The 17,187-nt window shown below is 73.8% G+C and carries 17 protein-coding genes and 1 pseudogene; 15 read left to right on the forward strand and 3 right to left on the reverse strand.

The features are described from left to right. Positions 1–136 precede the first annotated feature (136 nt). The 4 genes from AB0J21_RS08175 to AB0J21_RS08190 all read left to right on the forward strand — a co-directional run bounded on the left by AB0J21_RS08175 (position 137) and on the right by AB0J21_RS08190 (position 3,087). On the forward strand, positions 137–619 hold the full coding sequence (locus AB0J21_RS08175; protein WP_363145018.1) for an SRPBCC family protein: 483 nt from the start codon (positions 137–139) through the stop codon (positions 617–619). Between the two features lie 107 nt (positions 620–726). Next, a complete protein-coding gene (locus AB0J21_RS08180) occupies positions 727–1,083 on the forward strand; it encodes a histidine triad nucleotide-binding protein (RefSeq protein WP_363145019.1) in 357 nt (118 codons plus the stop codon). 7 nt (positions 1,084–1,090) lie between these two features. After that, the gene (locus tag AB0J21_RS08185) at positions 1,091–1,996 is read left to right on the forward strand and encodes a ribonuclease Z (RefSeq protein WP_363145020.1); all 906 of its coding nucleotides are present in this window, start codon (positions 1,091–1,093) and stop codon (positions 1,994–1,996) included. A gap of 86 nt (positions 1,997–2,082) precedes the next feature. Further along, positions 2,083–3,087 carry an adenosine deaminase gene (locus AB0J21_RS08190; protein ID WP_363145021.1) on the forward strand — a complete coding sequence of 335 codons (1,005 nt, stop codon included), beginning with the start codon at positions 2,083–2,085 and terminating at the stop codon, positions 3,085–3,087. A gap of 116 nt (positions 3,088–3,203) precedes the next feature. Here AB0J21_RS08190 and AB0J21_RS08195 read toward each other — a convergent pair whose 3' ends face one another. Both AB0J21_RS08195 and AB0J21_RS08200 read right to left on the reverse strand, forming a co-directional pair. Continuing rightward, entirely contained in the window at positions 3,204–4,529 is a 1,326-nt protein-coding gene (locus AB0J21_RS08195) for an MFS transporter (RefSeq protein WP_363145022.1), read from the reverse strand. A 502-nt stretch (positions 4,530–5,031) separates the two neighbouring features. After that, positions 5,032–6,336, reverse strand: coding sequence for a 6-phospho-beta-glucosidase (locus AB0J21_RS08200; protein WP_363145023.1), 1,305 nt, complete (start codon positions 6,334–6,336; stop codon positions 5,032–5,034). Positions 6,337–6,417: 81 nt separating this feature from the next. Between AB0J21_RS08200 and AB0J21_RS08205 the strand changes: the two genes are divergently transcribed. The 6 genes from AB0J21_RS08205 (at position 6,418) to AB0J21_RS08230 (ending at position 12,177) form a co-directional block, all read left to right on the forward strand. Next, positions 6,418–7,566, forward strand: coding sequence for a PfkB family carbohydrate kinase (locus AB0J21_RS08205; protein ID WP_363145024.1), 1,149 nt, complete (start codon positions 6,418–6,420; stop codon positions 7,564–7,566). Between the two features lie 216 nt (positions 7,567–7,782). After that, positions 7,783–8,574 (forward strand): alpha/beta hydrolase, encoded by a 792-nt coding sequence (locus AB0J21_RS08210; protein ID WP_363145025.1) that lies wholly within the window; start codon positions 7,783–7,785, stop codon positions 8,572–8,574. Positions 8,575–8,739: 165 nt separating this feature from the next. Continuing rightward, the gene (locus AB0J21_RS08215) at positions 8,740–9,810 is read left to right on the forward strand and encodes a PhoH family protein (protein ID WP_363145026.1); all 1,071 of its coding nucleotides are present in this window, start codon (positions 8,740–8,742) and stop codon (positions 9,808–9,810) included. A 13-nt stretch (positions 9,811–9,823) separates the two neighbouring features. Then, positions 9,824–10,321 carry an rRNA maturation RNase YbeY gene (ybeY, locus tag AB0J21_RS08220; RefSeq protein ID WP_363145027.1) on the forward strand — a complete coding sequence of 166 codons (498 nt, stop codon included), beginning with the start codon at positions 9,824–9,826 and terminating at the stop codon, positions 10,319–10,321. Between the two features lie 79 nt (positions 10,322–10,400). Then, positions 10,401–11,753 (forward strand): hemolysin family protein, encoded by a 1,353-nt coding sequence (locus tag AB0J21_RS08225; protein ID WP_363145028.1) that lies wholly within the window; start codon positions 10,401–10,403, stop codon positions 11,751–11,753. 67 nt (positions 11,754–11,820) lie between these two features. Then, the gene (locus AB0J21_RS08230) at positions 11,821–12,177 is read left to right on the forward strand and encodes an MmcQ/YjbR family DNA-binding protein (protein ID WP_363145218.1); all 357 of its coding nucleotides are present in this window, start codon (positions 11,821–11,823) and stop codon (positions 12,175–12,177) included. Positions 12,178–12,220: 43 nt separating this feature from the next. On the opposite strand, the pseudogene AB0J21_RS08235 reads toward AB0J21_RS08230, so the two are convergent. Beyond that, positions 12,221–13,705: pseudogene (locus tag AB0J21_RS08235) on the reverse strand (MFS transporter). A 229-nt stretch (positions 13,706–13,934) separates the two neighbouring features. Here AB0J21_RS08235 and AB0J21_RS08240 point away from each other — a divergent pair. The 5 genes from AB0J21_RS08240 to AB0J21_RS08260 all read left to right on the forward strand — a co-directional run bounded on the left by AB0J21_RS08240 (position 13,935) and on the right by AB0J21_RS08260 (position 17,141). Then, on the forward strand, positions 13,935–14,771 hold the full coding sequence (locus tag AB0J21_RS08240) for a helix-turn-helix transcriptional regulator (RefSeq protein WP_363145219.1): 837 nt from the start codon (positions 13,935–13,937) through the stop codon (positions 14,769–14,771). Positions 14,772–14,898: 127 nt separating this feature from the next. After that, entirely contained in the window at positions 14,899–15,312 is a 414-nt protein-coding gene (locus AB0J21_RS08245) for a hypothetical protein (RefSeq protein ID WP_363145029.1), read from the forward strand. Positions 15,313–15,443: 131 nt separating this feature from the next. Further along, a complete protein-coding gene (locus AB0J21_RS08250) occupies positions 15,444–15,809 on the forward strand; it encodes a cytidine deaminase (RefSeq protein ID WP_363145030.1) in 366 nt (121 codons plus the stop codon). Between the two features lie 139 nt (positions 15,810–15,948). Further along, on the forward strand, positions 15,949–16,899 hold the full coding sequence (era, locus tag AB0J21_RS08255; RefSeq protein WP_363145031.1) for a GTPase Era: 951 nt from the start codon (positions 15,949–15,951) through the stop codon (positions 16,897–16,899). Between the two features lie 107 nt (positions 16,900–17,006). Beyond that, positions 17,007–17,141, forward strand: a complete 135-nt coding sequence (locus AB0J21_RS08260; RefSeq protein ID WP_363145032.1) for a hypothetical protein — start codon at positions 17,007–17,009, stop codon at positions 17,139–17,141. Positions 17,142–17,187: the final 46 nt, after the last annotated feature.

Genomic DNA, 17,187 nt, shown 5'->3' on the forward strand with positions numbered 1-17,187 from the left:
CCCCGGCGGGGGGGTGGTTTTTCCTCTTTTGTTGTTGGGCCCCCCCCCACACGACGTGGGGGGGCGGGCCCCGGTCCTTCTCCCGCGCCGGTCGTCCCGGCTGGCCGCTCCCGGTCCGCTGGGGAAGGCTGGGGCCATGGAGAGCGAGACGTTCACGTACACCTCGTACCTGCGTGCGAGCCCCGAGGCGCTGTGGCAGGCCCTCACCGACCCGGCCGAGACCTCCGTCTACTGGGGCGCCGAGCTGATCACCGAGGCCGAGGAGGGCGCCCCCGTCGTGTGGCAGGAGCGCGGGGTGCGCATCTCCCACCCCGAGCAGACCGTCCTCGCCGCCGTGCCCGGACGCGAGTTCGCCTACACCTGGCACACCTTCACCCCGGAATGGGCGGCGGCCGTCGGAGTGGACGAGGCGACGCGCGCCGCCCTCGCCGCCGAACCCCGCTCACGGGTGCGCTGGACGATCGAACCGCTGTACGGGCAGGTGCGGCTGCGTCTCACGCACGAGGGCCTCGCCCCCGGCGGACTGCTGCGCCCCATGATCGAGGAGGGCTGGCCGGTGATCCTCTCCAGCCTCAAGACCCTGCTGGAGACCGGCGAACCGCTCCCCGAGCCGGGCTGAGCGTCCGCACCCGGCTCCGTGCCGCGCGGGCGCGCGCGACTACGATGCACGAAGTGCCCGGGTGGGCACCGAGTGACGTCCGCGAGCCGCGAGGAGGACACCGGACCATGGCGGGTGAACCGCAGGCCGACTGCCTGTTCTGCAAGATCGTCGCCGGGGAGGTGCCCGCGGACATCGTCCTCGACACCGGCACCACCCTCGCCTTCCGCGACATAAACCCGCAGGCGCCCACGCACGTCCTGGTCGTCCCCAAGGCGCACCACCCGAACGCCGCCGCCCTCGCGGCCGACCCGCAACTGAGCGCCGACGTGCTGAGCAGCGCCGGCCAGGTCGCCCGGCAGGAGGGGATCGACGAGTCCGGCTACCGGATCGTCCTCAACACCGGCTCGGGCGCCGGGCAGACCGTGTTCCACGTCCACGCCCACGTCCTCGGGGGCCGCGGCCTCCAGTGGCCGCCCGGCTGAGCCGCCCGTGTCCTCCCGCGAACTGGTCGTGCTCGGCACCGCGAGCCAGTTGCCCACCCGCCGCCGCAACCACAACGGCTACGTCCTGCGCTGGGACGGCGAGGGCATCCTGTTCGACCCGGGCGAGGGCAGCCAGCGGCAGATGTCGTACGCCGGGATCTCCGCGACCGACCTGCACCGGATCTGCGTCACCCACTTCCACGGCGACCACTCGCTGGGCCTGGCCGGGATCATCCAGCGCATCAACCTCGACCGGGTCCCGCACCCCGTCCGCGCCCACTACCCGGCGAGCGGGGAGCGGTTCTTCCGGCGGCTGCGGTACTCCACGGCGTACTACGAGAGCGTCGGCATCACCCCCGAACCCGTCCACGGCGCGGGGGTGATCGCCACGACCGACGCGTACACCCTGGAGGCCCACGCGCTCAGCCACCCCGTCGACTCCTTCGGCTACCGGCTGACCGAACCCGACGGACGCCGCATGCTCCCCGAGGCGCTCGCCGCGCACGGGATCTCCGGGCCCGACATCGGCGTACTCCAGCGCGAGGGCGTCCTGCGCGGCGTCACCCTGGAACAGGTCAGCGAGGTGCGGCGCGGGCAGCGCTTCGCCTTCGTCATGGACACCCGGCTGTGCGAGGGCGCCGAGGCGCTGGCCGAGGGCTGCGACCTCCTGGTCATCGAGTCGACCTTCACCGACGAGGACGCCGCGCTCGCCACCGAGCACGGCCACCTCACCGCCGGGCAGGCCGCCCGCCTCGCGCGCGACGCGGGCGTACGCCACCTCGTGCTCACCCACTTCTCGCAGCGCTACCCCGACCCCGCGGTCTTCGAACGGCAGGCCCGCGCCACCGGCTACGACGGACTGCTCACCGTCGCCGAGGACCTGGAACGGGTACCGGTGCCGCCGCGCCGCTGAACCCGCCGCTCACCCCCCCCCCCCCCGGGCGCGGCACCGGCCGAGGCCCCCGGCCGTGCCGCCTCGCATTCCCGTACGATTCTGGGATGCCCTCTTCCGTACCCGTCCCCAAGGCGGAGCTCCACCTTCATATCGAAGGCACCCTCGAACCCGAGCTGGCCTTCGCCCTCGCCGCGCGCAACGGCGTGACGCTGAGCCACGACGACGAGCTGGCCCTGCGCCACGCCTACGCCTTCGAGGACCTCCAGTCCTTCCTCAACCTCTACTACGAGCTGATGGCGGTCCTGCGCACCGAGCGGGACTTCGAGGAACTGGCGGGGGCCTACCTGGAGCGGGCCGCGGCCCAGGGCGTGCGGCACGCCGAGATCTTCTTCGACCCGCAGGCCCACACCGCGCGCGGCGTGCCCTTCGCCACCGTCGTCCACGGACTGCACCGCGCCCTGGAGAGCGCCCGCGAGCGGTACGGCATGTCGAGCCGGCTCATCATGTGCTTCCTGCGCGACCAGCCCGCCGAGTCGGCGCTCGCCACCCTCGCCGAGGCCGAGCCCTTCCTCGGCCTGATCACCGGGGTCGGACTGGACTCCGCCGAGGTCGGCAACCCCCCGGCGAAGTTCCGCGAGGTCTACGAGAAGGCCGCCGCGCTCGGCCTGCGCCGCGTCGCGCACGCCGGGGAGGAGGGGCCCCCGCAGTACGTCACCGAGGCCCTCGACGTCCTGGGCGTCGAGCGGATCGACCACGGGCTGCGCGCCTTCGAGGACGCCGGGCTGACCGCCCGGCTCGTGCGCGAGGGCGTGCCGCTCACGCTGTGCCCGCTGTCCAACGTGCGGCTGCGCACCGTCGACACCCTCGCCGAGCACCCGCTGCGCGCGATGCTCGCCGCCGGGCTCAAGTGCACCGTCAACTCCGACGACCCCTCGTACTTCGGCGGCTACGTCGAGGACAACTTCCGCGCCGTGCGCGAGACGCTGGGCCTGGGCCCCGAGGAGCTGCGGACCCTGGCCCGCAACTCCTTCGAGGCCGCCTTCCTCGACGACGAGGAGGAGCTGCGGGCCCGCTACCTCGCCGAGGTCGAGGCGCACGACTTCGGCTGAGGGGCCCCGGCCCGCCGTCCGGGACGAACCCCCGGGGGAACCCGTGGCGGGGCTCGCCGGCGAGCCCCCGGCGAACTCCGGGACGAACCGTTTCTCCTGAGTCCGCGGCCGGCCGGTCAGCCGCCGGACGGCCGCGGACCGGCCGGGCCGTACGCGGTGCGCGCCGGGTCGGCGACCGGCACCGCGATCGCGGTGACCGGCTGTTCGGGCGCGCCGAGCTGCGGAACGGTCCCCGAGGGGGCGCCCGCTCCGGCCGCCACGAACGCGGCCGCGGCCCCGCCCCTGCGCCGTACCGCGCCGAACACGAGCGGACGCCCACTGGTGTGCAGCGCGACCGCCGTCAGCGGCACCGCGAGCAGCAGCAGGACCGCGCACAGCACGAGCCCCATCCCCGCGAAGCCGACCGTCTCGACCAGCACACTGCCGCTCAGCGGACCGCAGGCCACGCCCAGCGAGGAGGCCGAGCCGACCAGGACCGCCCAGCGTCCGCGCGGGTCCAGCGAGGCGGCCAGGCCGATGAGGTACGACAGCACCACCGGGTAGCCCGTGTTCCACAGGATCTCGCCGCCCGCGAAACCGCCGAGGCCGTCCGCCGAGGCGCTGACCGCGATACAGCCCGCGATGAACACCGTGCCGGCACCGATCGGCACCGCCCGGCCGAGCCGGGAGCCGAGCACGCCCGCGCCGAGTATCCCGAGCAGCCCCGAGCCGAGCGCCACGGCGAACACCGCGCCCACCGTCACCTCGTCCAGTCCGGCCTGCTCCTGGCCGATCCTGCTGCTCACGCCCCACAGCGCGTTCTGCGCCATGGACCAGCCCACGATCGCCACCGCGAGCACCAGGCCCGAGCGGCGGTAGGGGAGTGGGGCGGACGCCCTTGCGGCGGCCGGGGCCGGGGCCCGGTCCGCCGGGCCCACCGTCGGCAGGGACCGCGTCGCGGGCCAGGCCAGGGCGGCGACCAGCGCGATCGCGGCGAGCGGCAGCCGGTGTCCGCCGCCCAGGTGAGGAAGGGTCAGGTAGAGGGCGCCCGCGACCACCGAGACCGAGAGGAGTCCGGCGGTCGAGGCGCGGTGCGGATCGCGCAGCGCGGCGATCCCGGAGGCCGCGACCGTCGTCGCCGTACCGGAGCCGAAGCCGCCGACGACCGTACCGAGCACGACGAGGGGGACGTCGCTGCCGAGCGCGGCCAGCGCGTAGCCGACCGCCGCGAGCAGGAGGCCCACGCGGGCCGCTCTGCGCGCGCCGACCCGCTCCACGCGGCCCGCGAGGGTGAAACCGGCCGCGGCGGAACTGAGCAGCAGACCGCTGCCCACGACACCCGCCTCGGCCGGGTTCAGTCCGAGACCGGAACCGATGCGGCCGACGATGGTGGGGAGCAGGTACGAGGCGAGGTAGCCGGCGGTGAACAGGGCGACGAGGGGCCGGGCGGGGCGCGGGGACACGGGCTGTTCCAAGGCGTGCGGAGCGACAGGGCGGGGGGCCGGGGCGTGCGGTGCCGGAAGGCAGGGCTGTGCCCGGGAGGGGTACGCGAAAAGGCAACGCGAAGAGGGGGGTTCGCCACCGTGGGCCGGGTTCTGCGGCCGGATCGACGGGTGCGCGAGGCAATTTGTATCAAGCACGCGCCCGGCACGAGAACCCGGGGAGGTGTGATCTGGATCACGTTTTGTTTGGGTGTGAAGTGAGCGGGTAACTCGACCGTTTCCGCAGGTCGAGGACGTGTTCACGAAGTCCTGGAACGGCGGGTGTCTACGCCCTGTCTACGCCGCGCGTACGCCGGTCACGTGAACCTCGGCCACCCCGCCCCGGCGCACGCCAAGCGCACGGACGCACACGCCCGGTCACCGGGCGCACGCCGGACAGCCCCGCGCGTGAACCGGTACGCGCGGGGCTGTGATCCGACCGGAATCCGGCCGGCGGAGGGGGCGACCGCTGCCTGTCGCGGCGCTACCGGGCGACGCGCTCCAGGATGCGGTCCGCGACCGCCGGGGAGTCCACCAGGGGGTGCAGGGCCAGCGCGCGCAGCGCCGCCGTACGGTCCTTGAACACCGCGGCCTCGACCGTCGCCCGCTCCACCGCCTTCAGCTGGAGCATCAGGCCCAGTTCCGCCTCGCCCAGCGGCGCGCACGGCACCGGCCGGGCGCCGCGCGCGTCGACCTCGCACACCGTCTCGATGACCGCGTCGGCCGGCAGCTCGGGCACGGTCGTACCGTTGCGCACGTTCAGGATCAGCCGCGTGCCCCGCACGTCGCCCGCGACGGCCCGCATCAGCGCGAGCGCCACCCGGTCGTAGCCGCCGCCCGCGAGATCCTCCTCCTCGCGCTCCCAGCCCCCGCTCGCGGCACGGCTCTCCGCCATGTACGTCTCCTCGCGCTCCCGCCGGGTCCGCTCCCACAACTCGGCCGCCCGCTCGGGTTCGCGCGCCGCCGCCGCGAAGAACGCCTCCTGCTGCTCGGCCAGGAACTCCCCGCGCGTACGGTCCGCCGCCCGCACCGCGGCCAGCGCCTCCCGCCGGAAGTAGTAGTAGTGCAGGTACTCGTTGGGCAGCGAGCCCAGCGCCCGCAGCCACTCGGCGCCGAACAGCCGCCCCTCCTCGAAGGACTCCAGCGCCGCCCGGTCCGCGAGCAGCCGCGCCAGCAGGTCCGTACCGTCCGCCGCCGTCAACGACCGCAGCCAGCCGAGGTGGTTGAGCCCCACGTAGGCGTAGGCCACGGTGTCCGGATCGGCGCCCGCGGCCCGCGCCGCGCGCCGTACGAGCCCCACCGGCGAATCACAGATACCGATGACCCGGTCGCCCAGCACCTGCGCCATCGCCTCGGTCACCGTGCCGGCCGGGTTGGTGAAGTTGATGACCCAGGCCCCGGGCGCGAGCGCCTTGACGCGCTCCGCGATCCGCAGCGCGACCGGCACCGTCCGCAGCCCGTACAGGATGCCGCCCGCGCCGACCGTCTCCTGGCCCAGCACCCCCTCGTCCAGCGGGACCCGCTCGTCGGCGACCCGGCCCGCCGTACCGCCCACCCGGATCGCGGAGAACACGAAGTCCGCGCCGCGCACCGCGTCGTCGAGATCGGTGGCCGTGCGCACCGGGGGACCGCCAGGGACGGAGTCGACCACCGCGCGTACGACGGACAGCCGCACCGGGTCCGTGTCGTACAGCGTCACCTCGGTGACCTCCGCCGCACGCCCGCCCGCGAGCGCCCCGTACACCAGCGGGACCCGGAACCCACCGCCACCCAGAATCGTCAGCCTCATGCTGGTGGAACGTACCTCACCGCCCGTGCGCACGAGATGTTGCACACTGTCCGGACCCGCACCAGGCAAGGGGAGCGCACCGTGAGCACGTACGAACCGCAGCGAACCGACCGGGCGCGGCGCACCGAACGTCCGCAGTGGACGGAACGGCCCGCCGCCCTCGACCCCCTCGCCGCGATCCGCTCCGCCGACGGCCCCCTGTGCGACGTCTACCTGACCGGCACCGTCTTCCTCGACATCATCTTCACCGGCCTCGACTCGGCCCCCGTGCGCGGCACCGAGTCCTGGGCCCGGGGCATGGGCTCCAGCCCCGGCGGCGTCGCCAACATGGCCACCGCCCTCGCCCGGCTCGGCCTGCGCACCTCGCTCGCCGCCGCGTTCGGCGACGACCACTACGGCGAGTACTGCTGGGACGCGCTCGAACAGGGCGAGGGCATCGACCTGCGGCCCTCCCGCCGGGTCCCCGGCTGGCACTCCCCGGTCACCGTCTCCATGGCCTACGAGGGGGAGCGCACGATGGTCTCGCACGGCCACGTCGACTCCGCCCAGGAACCGGAGTCCGCCCGCGTACCGGACGCGCTCGCCGCCGTCGCCTCCCTCGCGCCGGGCCGCCCCGCGCCCTGGATCGCGCACGCGGCGGCCTGCGGCACCCGCGTCTTCGCCGACATCGGCTGGGACGACACGGGTCGCTGGGACCTCGCCGCCCTCACCGACCTCGCCCACTGCGAAGCGTTCCTGCCGAACGCCGAGGAGGCGATGCGCTACACCGGCACCACCTGCCCGCGCGCCGCCGCCCACGCCCTCACCGAGGTCGTCCCGCTCGCCGTCGTCACCCTCGGCCAGGACGGCGCCTACGCCGTCGACCGGCGCACCGGCGAGAGCGCCGAGGTCCCCGCGATCGAGGTGCCCGCCCTCGACCCGACCGGCGCCGGGGACGTCTTCGTGGCCGGTTTCGTCACCGGCAGCCTGGCCGGCTGGCCGCTCGCCGACCGCCTCGCCTTCGCCGGGCTCACCGCCGCCCTCTCCGTCCAGGAGTTCGGCGGCTCCCTGTCCGCCCCGGGCTGGGCCGAGATCGCGACCTGGTGGCGCCACGTCCAGTCCTACGACGACCAGGACCCGGCCGCCCTGCGCCGCTACGCCTTCCTCGACGCGCTGCTGCCGGACACCCCGGGGCAGTGGCCCAGGCGCCGGGCGGTACCGACGATCGGGTTCGGGGCACGCTCGGCGTGAGTCAGCGGCCCTCGGCGGCCGGGCGGGCGGACTGGGCGCGCAGGTCGTCGAGGCGGGACCGGAGACGAGGGAGCCGAAGAAGGCCCACGCCACATGGTCAACTCCCCCTGTCCTGAACCGGATACGTGCGCTCCCGGTACCCGCGTGCGACCCCGGCAGTGCCGCGGCGCGCGGAAATCGCGCGCGCGTCGTGCCTCCGCCTGCGAGCATCCGCCCATGCCCCTCCGCCAGGACCACCACGCCCCGCTCGTCCACTCCGTGACCGGTGCGGGCCCGCCGCTCGTGCTCGTGCACGCCGGGATCGCCGACAGCACCATGTGGGACGAGGCCGTGCCCGCGCTCGCCGCGCGGTACACCGTCCTCCGGTACGACCTGCGCGGCTTCGGGCGCTCGGCCCCGCCCACCGCCGCGTACAGCGACGTGGAGGACCTGCGGGACCTGCTCGACCACCTCGGGTACGGGCGGGTGCACCTCGTCGGTGCCTCCTGGGGCGGGCGGATCGCCCTCGACTTCGCTCTCGCGCACCCCGGGCGGGTCCGCTCGCTGGCCGCGTTCGCCCCGCCGTGGCCCGGCTGGGACTGGGGCGCCGCGATGGTCGCGTACGACGCGGCGGAGACGGCCGCGCGGGAGGCCGGTGACCTCGACGCCGCCGTCCGCGTCGACCTCGACATGTGGCTGCGCGGGCCGCGGCGCACCGAGGACGAGGTGGACGGCCGCCTCCTCGACCGGATGCGGGGCCCGGTCCGCACCGCCCTCGTCCACCAGGAGGCCTTGGAGCGGTACGCGGCCGGCCCCGGCGAGGGCGACCCCGGCGCGCTCACCGTCCCCGCCCTGATCGGCGTCGGCACGCTCGACGTACCCGACTTCCAGGACATCGCCGCCCGCTACACCCGCGAGATCCCCGGCGCCCGCCTCGTCACCTTCCCCGGCGCGGGCCACCTCCTCACCCTGGAACAGCCCGAGGCCTTCACCCGGACCCTCCTGCCCTTCCTCGCCGAAGCGGACTGACCGGGCCGAAGGAGAGGGCCGCCCGCGCCCGGCGCACAACGGTTCGGACGCGGCGTGTAAAAGCTCTACGGGACCACGCCCGCCGGGTCGTAGGCTGGTCAGCACGAGGTTTTCGACCGGCGAGGACCCGATACAGGAGGTATGCGCAGGCCACAGTGCCGGCCCATGACTCAGACACCGACTGCGAAGCCCCCTGCCGACGGGCAGGCGCGCGCCCACTTCACCGTTCCCGCGAGCCATCCCATGGTCACCGTCCTCGGTTCCGGGGACGCCCTCCTGCGGGTGATCGAGGCGGCCTTCCCCGCGGCCGACATCCATGTGCGGGGAAACGAGATCACCGCGACGGGTGAGGCGGCCGACGTCGCCCTCATCCAGCAGCTTTTCGATCAGATGATGCTGGTGCTGCGGACCGGGCAGCCCATGACGGAGGACGCGGTGGAACGTTCGATCGCCATGCTCAGGGCGAGCGGGAGCGGCGAGGGCGACGGCGAGGAGACCCCCGCCGACGTCCTGACCCAGAACATCCTGTCCAACCGGGGCCGCACCATCCGGCCGAAGACGCTCAACCAGAAGCGCTACGTCGACGCGATCGACAAGAACACGATCGTCTTCGGCATCGGCCCCGCGGGCACCGGCAAGACCTACCTCGCGATGGCGAAGGCCGTACAGGCCCTCCAGTCCAAGCAGGTCAGCCGCATCATCCTGACCCGGCCGGCGGTCGAGGCGGGGGAGCGCCTCGGCTTCCTGCCCGGCACGCTCTTCGAGAAGATCGACCCGTACCTGCGCCCGCTGTACGACGCCCTGCACGACATGCTCGATCCCGACTCCATCCCCCGCCTCATGGCGGCCGGGACCATCGAGGTCGCGCCGCTGGCCTACATGCGGGGCCGCACCCTGAATGAGGCTTTTATCATCCTGGACGAGGCGCAGAACACGAACCCCGAGCAGATGAAGATGTTCCTCACCCGGCTCGGCTTCGACTCGAAGATCGTGATCACCGGGGACGTCACCCAGGTCGACCTGCCCGGCGGCACCAAGAGCGGGCTGCGGCAGGTGCAGGACATCCTGGAGGGGCTGGATGACGTGCACTTCTCGCGGCTGACCTCGCAGGACGTCGTCCGGCACCGCCTGGTGGGCCGTATCGTCGACGCCTACGAGAAGTACGACAGCGAACACCAGCGCGACGAGGACCGCTCGCGCCAGGCCGGCCGTTCACGCGGTCGCGACGGGAAGTAGACCGGACAGCACCATGTCGATCGACGTCAACAACGAGTCCGGGACCGAGGTGGACGAGCAGGCGATCCTGGACGTCGCCCGCTACGCCCTGACCCGCATGCGCATCCACCCCCTGTCCGAGCTGTCGGTGATCGTCGTCGACACCCAGGCGATGGAGCAGCTGCACGTGCAGTGGATGGATCTGCCCGGACCCACCGATGTCATGTCCTTCCCGATGGACGAACTGCGTCCGCCGTCCAAGGACGAGGAGGAGCCCCCGCAGGGGCTGCTCGGTGACATCGTGCTGTGCCCCGAGGTCGCGAAGAAACAGGGGGAGGAGGCGCCGACCCGGCACTCCATGGACGAGGAGCTGCAACTGCTCACCGTCCACGGCGTCCTCCACCTCCTGGGCTACGACCACGAGGAGCCCGACGAGAAGGCCGAGATGTTCGGCCTCCAGCAGGCCATCGTGGACGGCTGGCGCGCCGAGCACGGACTGACGGGGCCCTCACCCGCCCCGACCGTCTCATGAGCGGCGCCCCGGCCCCGGTCCGCGGCGGCAGCCGCGCGGGGACGCCCGTCGTCCCCGCGCGGGGCGCCGGAGCGTCGTCATGAGCGCGACGCTCGTCCTCGGCGCGGTCGCCCTCGTCGTCGTGGCCTGGCTCGCGGCCTGCGCCGAGGCCGGGCTCGCGCGCGTCTCCGGCTTCCGCGCCGAGGAGGCCGCGCGTTCGGGCCGGCGCGGCGGCGCGAAGCTCGCGCAGGTCGCCGCCGACCCGACCCGCTACCTGAACGTCGCGCTCCTGGTGCGGGTGGCCTGCGAGATGGCCGCCGCCGCCCTCGTGACGTACGCCTGCCTCCAGGAGTTCTCCTCGACCTGGGCCGCGCTGCTCGTCGCGATCGGCGTGATGGTGCTGGTCAGCTATGTGGCGGTCGGGGTCTCCCCGCGCACCATCGGCCGTCAGCACCCGCTGAACACGGCGACGGCGGCCGCGTACGTCCTGGTGCCGCTCGCCAAGGTCATGGGCCCCGTCCCGCCGCTGCTCATCCTCATCGGCAACGCCCTCACCCCCGGCAAGGGCTTCCGGCGCGGGCCGTTCGCGAGCGAGGCGGAGCTGCGGGCCCTCGTCGACATCGCGGAACAGCAGTCCCTCATCGAGGACGAGGAGCGCCGCATGGTGCACTCCGTCTTCGAACTCGGCGACACCCTGGTGCGCGAGGTCATGGTGCCGCGCACCGACCTCGTCGTCATCGAGCGGTTCAAGACCGTCCGGCAGGCGCTGACCCTCGCGCTGCGCTCCGGTTTCTCGCGCATCCCGGTGACCGGGGAGAACGAGGACGACGTGGTCGGGATCGTCTACCTCAAGGACCTCGCGCGCAAGACGCACGTCAACCGTGAGGCCGAGTCGGACCTCGTGTCCACCACGATGCGGCCCGCGACCTTCGTGCCCGACACGAAGAACGCGGGGGACCTGCTGCGCGAGATGCAGCAGGAGCGCACGCACTGCGCCGTCGTCATCGACGAGTACGGCGGGACCGCCGGGATAGTCACCATCGAGGACATCCTGGAGGAGATCGTCGGCGAGATCACCGACGAGTACGACCGTGAACTGCCGCCCGTCGAGAAGCTCGACGGCGAGCGCCACCGCGTCACCGCCCGGCTCGACATCGGCGACCTCGGCGAGCTGTACGGCATCGAGGAGTACGACGACGAGGACGTCGAGACCGTCGGCGGGCTGCTCGCCAAGGCGCTGGGCCGGGTCCCGATCGCGGACGCCTCGGCCGTGGTGGAACTGCCCGACGGCCGGGAGCTGCGGCTGACGGCGGAGTCCTCGGCGGGGCGCCGCAACAAGATCGTCACCGTCCTGGTGGAGCCGGTCGGCGCGAGCGCCGGGCACCGTTCCGGGGACGGGACCTCCGCGACGGGCGCGCAGGCCGCCGAGCGGGAGAGCGAGAGGGCGGGCTGACATGGGCACGCACGAGCGCGGGGCGCGGGCCGGCGGCGCGGACGCCGGTACGGGGGCCGGGCGGCCCCTGGACGCGGCCGGGCTGCGCGCCTTCTGCCTGTCCTTCAACGCCTCCGTCGAGGAGTTCCCCTTCAACCCGACGACCTCCGTCTTCAAGGTCCTCGGCAAGGTCTTCGCACTGAGCGAGCTGGACGCGGAGCCGCTCAAGGTCTCGCTCAAGTGCGAACCGGAGGACGCGCTGCGGCTGCGCGCCGCCCACCCGGAGGCCGTCCTGCCCGGCTGGCACCTCAACAAGCGGCACTGGAACACGGTGACGGCCGGGCTGCTGCCCGGCCGCCAGGTGCGCGACATGATCGAGGACTCCTACGACCTCGTGGTCGCCGGACTGCCGAAAGCCGAACGGCTCAGGCTCGACCGGCCCTGAGAGCGGCCCTGGGGCCCGCCCCGGAGTCGGGCCCCGGGGACTCTCACGCCCGTACGCGAGTCGCCCGCCGGCCCCCGCGCAGCCCGGTCCCCACCAGGACGGCGGCGGCCACGACCACCAGCGCGTCGACGAGCAGCACCAGGTGCACCCCGTGCGCGAGGCCGCCCGTCGTCGTCGCGACCACGCCCAGCAGCGGGATGCCGACCGTCAGCCCGATCTGCTGGGTGCTCGTCACGAGCCCCGTCGCGAGACCCTGCTCCCCGTCCGGCACGCCCGAGGTCGCGGTCAGCCCGTACGAGACGATCGCGCCGAGGTGGCCCATGCTCGCCACCGAGACCCCGGCCGTCGCGAGCCACACCGAGCCCGTCCCGGTGCCCAGGGCGAGCAGCGAGAGCACCGACAGCCCCTGGAGCAGCAGTGAGCCCACCAGGACGGAACGCGAACCGAAGCGGCTGACCAGCCGGCCCGCGCCGACCCCGGCCACGACCGACAGGACGCCCTGCGCCCCGAAGACCAGCCCGGTGCGGAACGGGGACAGGCCCAGCACCTCCTGGAGGTACAGCGTCAGCACGAACACCACGGTGCTCATCATCGAGAAGGTCACGAGACCTCCCAGGTTGCTCCAGGCCACCGTGGGACGGCGCAGCATCGGCAGCGACACGAGCGGCTGGGCGGCGCGGGACTCGACGCGGACGAACAGCGCGAGCAGCGCCAGACCGGCGAGCAGCGTCACCAGGACGTCGGCGCGGCCGAAGCCGTGGTCGGCGGCGGTCGAGAGCGCGTAGATCACCGCGAGCAGCCCGCCGGTCACCGTGACCGCGCCCGGGACGTCGAGCCGGGGCCGCTCAGGGGTCCTCGACTCGGTGAGCAGGACCGGGGCCAGCGGCAGCACCAGCACGGAGAACAGGGTCAGCAGGCCCATCGTGGAGCGCCAGCCCAGCGTGTCGGTCAGCACCCCGCCGGCGACCATGCCGACGGTGAAGCCGAGGGACAGCAGGGTCCCGCTGATGCCGAGGGCGCGGTCCCGCTGCGGTCCCTCCGGGAAGGTCGTGGTCAGCAGGGACATGCCGGTCGGGACGATCGCGGCGGCGCCCAGCCCCTGGAGCGCGCGGCCCGCCAGGAAGGAGGCCGGGTCCCAGGCGAGCGTCGCGAGCAGCGAGGCGGCGCCGAACAGGGCGAGCCCGGTGAGGAACAGCCGCCGTCTGCCGTACAGGTCGCCCAGGCGCCCCGACAGGAGCAGGAAGCCGCCCGAGGGCAGCGCGAACGCCGTGATCCCCTACTGGAGCCCGGACTCGCCCATCCCGAGGTCCCGGCCGAGCACGGGCAGCGCCACGTTCAGTACGGAGAAGTCGAGGGCCACCATGAACTGCGCGGCGCACAGCACGAACAGGACGAGCGCGGCGCGCACGCCGAGGCCGGGCCGGCCCGGACCGGGACCGGGCGGGGAGGGCGACGGGGGAGCGGGCGCCGGCGTGACGGTCACGGGGCGCACGGCGGTCGTGGCGGGCGGGCCCGCCGGGGAGGGCATCGCGGGTTCGACGACGGTCTCGGTGATCCTTGCTTCGGTCATGGCAAAGAGCTTCCGATGACGGGAACAAGCGTGGGGAGCGCCTCCTTATGCTGGTGGCGGTACCACCAGACAGGCGGGCAGGGGGGCTTCAGCGGTGACGACCACACGGACCGGTGCCCGGGCGGCGGACTCGGGGGCGCCCGCGGGAGCGGACTCCCGCCCCGGCAGATCGCGGCGCCACAGTGAGCTGCGCGCGTTCCTGATGAGCCGTCGTGCCCGGGTCAGTCCCGCCGAGGCGGGCCTGCCCGACGGGGGCGCGCGCCGCCGCACCCCTGGCCTGCGGCGCGAGGAGGTCGCGGTCCTCGCCGGGGTCGGCGCCTCCTGGTACCAGTGGCTGGAGCAGGGCCGGGACATCTCGGTGTCCCCGCAGGTGCTCGACGCCGTAGGCCGGGTGCTGCGGCTCACGAGCGCCGAACGCCGCCACCTCTACGTCCTCGCGGGCCTCAACCCGCCCCCGCCGCAGGTGGACCCGGGCGACGCGGACATGTGCCAGGGGCTGCAACGGCTGCTCGACCACTGGCTGCCGTACCCGGCGCACATCATGGACGCGTACTGGAACACCGTGCTGTACAACGACTCGGCCGCCGCCGTCCTCGGGATGCATCCCGGGCAGCGGCAGAACTGCCTCATCACCTTCTTCACCGATCCCGTCTACCGCTCCCGGGCCACGGACTGGGCGGCGATCGCCCCGAGAGTCGTCGCGCAGTTCCGCGCGGCCTGCTCCGAGTGCCCCGACGACGACGGCTTCCAGCTCATCGTCGAGGAGGCCCTGGACAGCAGCCCCGAGTTCGCCGAGCTCTGGGCCCGCAGGGACGTCGCCCCCGGCGGGCAACTGCGCAAGGAGCTGGAGCATCCGCAGGCGGGCCGCCTGTCGCTGGAGGCCACCCAGTTGCGCGTTCCGGCCAGGCCCGATCTGACGATCGTCATGCACTCCCCGTGGCCCGGGACCGACACGGCCGCGAAGCTGGAGTGGCTCGTCTCCCCGGAGGGCCGCCGCCGGCAGATGCACGGGATCGCGGGCTGAGACCCCGCGCCCCGGCCGGAGCGCGGGGCGACACCGGTCGCGGCCGGGCGGCGGTGCCCCGCGCCTCCTTCGAGTGGTGCGGCCCCGCGCCCGTGGTGCCGGACCGCCGCCGGGGCAGAGCAGACACATGGGTGACTACGACAACTCGATCCTGGTCGCGGTGGGAACCGAGCGGCTCTTCTCCTACCTCGCCGACGTGGCGAACCTGCCCGCCTACCTGCCCCGGCTGACCTCCGCCCGCCCGCACGACGACGACAAGGTGACGGTCACCGCCCACATCGACCCGCCGGACGCTCCCGAGAAGGACGTCACCAGCGAGGCGTGGATCCACGTCGTCGAGGAGGGCAAGAGCCTCGAATGGGGAGCACCCGGACCCCACGACTACCGGGGCCGCCTGCACGTCGGCCCCGGCAACGGGCCGGACAGCTCCCGGCTCACCGTCCAGCTCCACACGCAGAGCACCGAGGGCGCCCACGTCGACCACGGGCTCGAAGAAGCCCTGCACGGCATCAAGGCCGCCGTCGAGAGCGCCGAGCGGTAAGCGGCGGGCCACCGCCGGTGGCCTCGCCGGGGCGGGCGGGCAGGGCGCGCAGGACGTGGCCGGGTGCCCGGCGTCGGCGGGCGGTCGGCCCGGGCGTGGGGCCGGGCCCCGCCGGTTCGTATGCTCGGATCATGAGCGAGAGCACCCAGCCGCCCGCCGCGCTGGACCCCGAGGACAGCAAGATCGTCACCCTGGCCCGTTCGGCCCGCGCCCGTAACGAGGTGCCGGAGGGCGCCGCCGTACGCGACGAGACCGGCCGCACCTACGTCGCGGGCAGCGTGGGCCTGCCCAGCCTGGAGCTGAGCGCGCTGCGCACGGCCGTCGCGATGGCGGTCGCGAGCGGGGCCCGGTCCCTGGAGGCCGCCGCCGTCGTCTCGGCCGCCGCCGAGCTGCCGCAGGCGGACCGCGCCGCCGTCGCCGACCTCGGTGGCCCCGCCACCCCGGTGTTCCTCGCCGCCCCGGACGGCACGGTACGGGAGCGGCTGACGGCGGGCTGAGCACCTGCCGGGAGCCGCGCGGGAAGCGCGAGGGAGCCGGTGCGAGGGCGCGCGGAGGGCCGGGCGGAGAGCCGGCCGGTGTCCCCGCGCGGCCCCGTACGGGCGGCCCCGGTCTGCCGCGCGCCCCGGATCGGGGACAATGGGCCGCATGAGCGAACCCTCCCCCTCCTCCTCCGCCCCGCACCGCGCGGGCTTCGCGTGCTTCGTCGGCCGCCCCAACGCGGGCAAGTCGACCCTGACCAACGCACTGGTGGGCCAGAAGGTCGCCATCACGTCCAACCGGCCGCAGACCACCCGGCACACCGTGCGCGGCATCGTGCACCGCGAGGACGCGCAGCTGATCCTGGTCGACACCCCCGGACTGCACAAACCGCGCACCCTCCTCGGCGAGCGGCTCAACGACGTGGTCCGCGCCACGTGGGCCGAGGTCGACGTGATCGGCTTCTGCCTGCCCGCCGACCAGAAGATCGGCCCCGGCGACCGCTTCATCGCCAAGGAACTCGCCGGGATCAGGAAGACCCCGAAGATCGCGATCGTCACCAAGACCGACCTCGTCGAGGGCAAGGCGCTCGCCGAGCAGCTCATCGCGGTCGACCAGCTCGCGCGGGAACTCGGCTTCGAATGGGCCGAGATCATCCCGGTCTCCGCCGTCTCCGGCGCCCAGGTCGGCCTGCTCGCCGACCTCATCGTCCCGTTCCTCCCCGAGAGCCCGCCGCTCTACCCCGAGGGCGATCTGACCGACGAGCCCGAGCAGGTCATGGTGGCCGAGCTGATCCGCGAGGCCGCGCTCGAAGGCGTACGCGACGAGCTGCCGCACTCCATCGCCGTCGTGGTCGAGGAGATGCTGCCGCGCGAGGGCCGCCCCGCCGACAAGCCGATGCTCGACATCCACGCCAACCTGTTCATCGAGCGCCCCAGCCAGAAGGGCATCGTGATCGGCCCCAAGGGCCAGCGGCTGCGCGACGTCGGCACCAAGTCCCGCAAGCACATCGAGGCGCTGCTCGGCACCCCCGTCTTCCTCGATCTGCACGTCAAGGTCGCCAAGGACTGGCAGCGCGACCCGAAGCAACTGCGCCGCCTGGGGTTCTGAGGCCGGGGGCTCCCGCGCGCGGCCTCAGGGAGGGCCCGGCCCCCGGGAGGGCCCTGGAAGTCGCCCGAGCCCTCAGCGCCTGGAACCGGACCGACGAGGCCCTGGCCATGCTGCTGGACGCCGAGCGAGCCGCACCCGAGCAGGTGCGCCACCACTACCTGAGCCGCGAACTGGTCATCGGCTGGATCCGGGCACCCGAGGCCGCCCGTTTCAGCCGGTGGCCGACCTGGCCCGCTGGCTGAATATCACCTCTGTAGCAGCCGTACCAGTTCCTCGCGTTCCTCGTCG

Origin of the sequence: Streptomyces sp. NPDC049954 (assembly GCF_040656295.1) — a bacterium.
Lineage (GTDB): Bacteria > Actinomycetota > Actinomycetes > Streptomycetales > Streptomycetaceae > Streptomyces.

What these genes read in the sequence shown, in the direction of transcription:
- AB0J21_RS08175 (WP_363145018.1), top strand. Translation starts at nt 137, where the DNA reads ATGGAGAGCGAGACGTTCACGTACACCTCGTACCTGCGTGCGAGCCCC.
- AB0J21_RS08180 (WP_363145019.1), top strand. Translation starts at nt 727, where the DNA reads ATGGCGGGTGAACCGCAGGCCGACTGCCTGTTCTGCAAGATCGTCGCC.
- AB0J21_RS08190 (WP_363145021.1), top strand. Translation starts at nt 2,083, where the DNA reads ATGCCCTCTTCCGTACCCGTCCCCAAGGCGGAGCTCCACCTTCATATC.
- AB0J21_RS08200 (WP_363145023.1), bottom strand. Translation starts at nt 6,336, where the DNA reads ATGAGGCTGACGATTCTGGGTGGCGGTGGGTTCCGGGTCCCGCTGGTG.
- AB0J21_RS08210 (WP_363145025.1), top strand. Translation starts at nt 7,783, where the DNA reads ATGCCCCTCCGCCAGGACCACCACGCCCCGCTCGTCCACTCCGTGACC.
- AB0J21_RS08215 (WP_363145026.1), top strand. Translation starts at nt 8,740, where the DNA reads ATGACTCAGACACCGACTGCGAAGCCCCCTGCCGACGGGCAGGCGCGC.
- ybeY (WP_363145027.1), top strand. Translation starts at nt 9,824, where the DNA reads ATGTCGATCGACGTCAACAACGAGTCCGGGACCGAGGTGGACGAGCAG.
- AB0J21_RS08225 (WP_363145028.1), top strand. Translation starts at nt 10,401, where the DNA reads ATGAGCGCGACGCTCGTCCTCGGCGCGGTCGCCCTCGTCGTCGTGGCC.
- AB0J21_RS08245 (WP_363145029.1), top strand. Translation starts at nt 14,899, where the DNA reads ATGGGTGACTACGACAACTCGATCCTGGTCGCGGTGGGAACCGAGCGG.
- AB0J21_RS08250 (WP_363145030.1), top strand. Translation starts at nt 15,444, where the DNA reads ATGAGCGAGAGCACCCAGCCGCCCGCCGCGCTGGACCCCGAGGACAGC.
- era (WP_363145031.1), top strand. Translation starts at nt 15,949, where the DNA reads ATGGGCCGCATGAGCGAACCCTCCCCCTCCTCCTCCGCCCCGCACCGC.
- AB0J21_RS08260 (WP_363145032.1), top strand. Translation starts at nt 17,007, where the DNA reads ATGCTGCTGGACGCCGAGCGAGCCGCACCCGAGCAGGTGCGCCACCAC.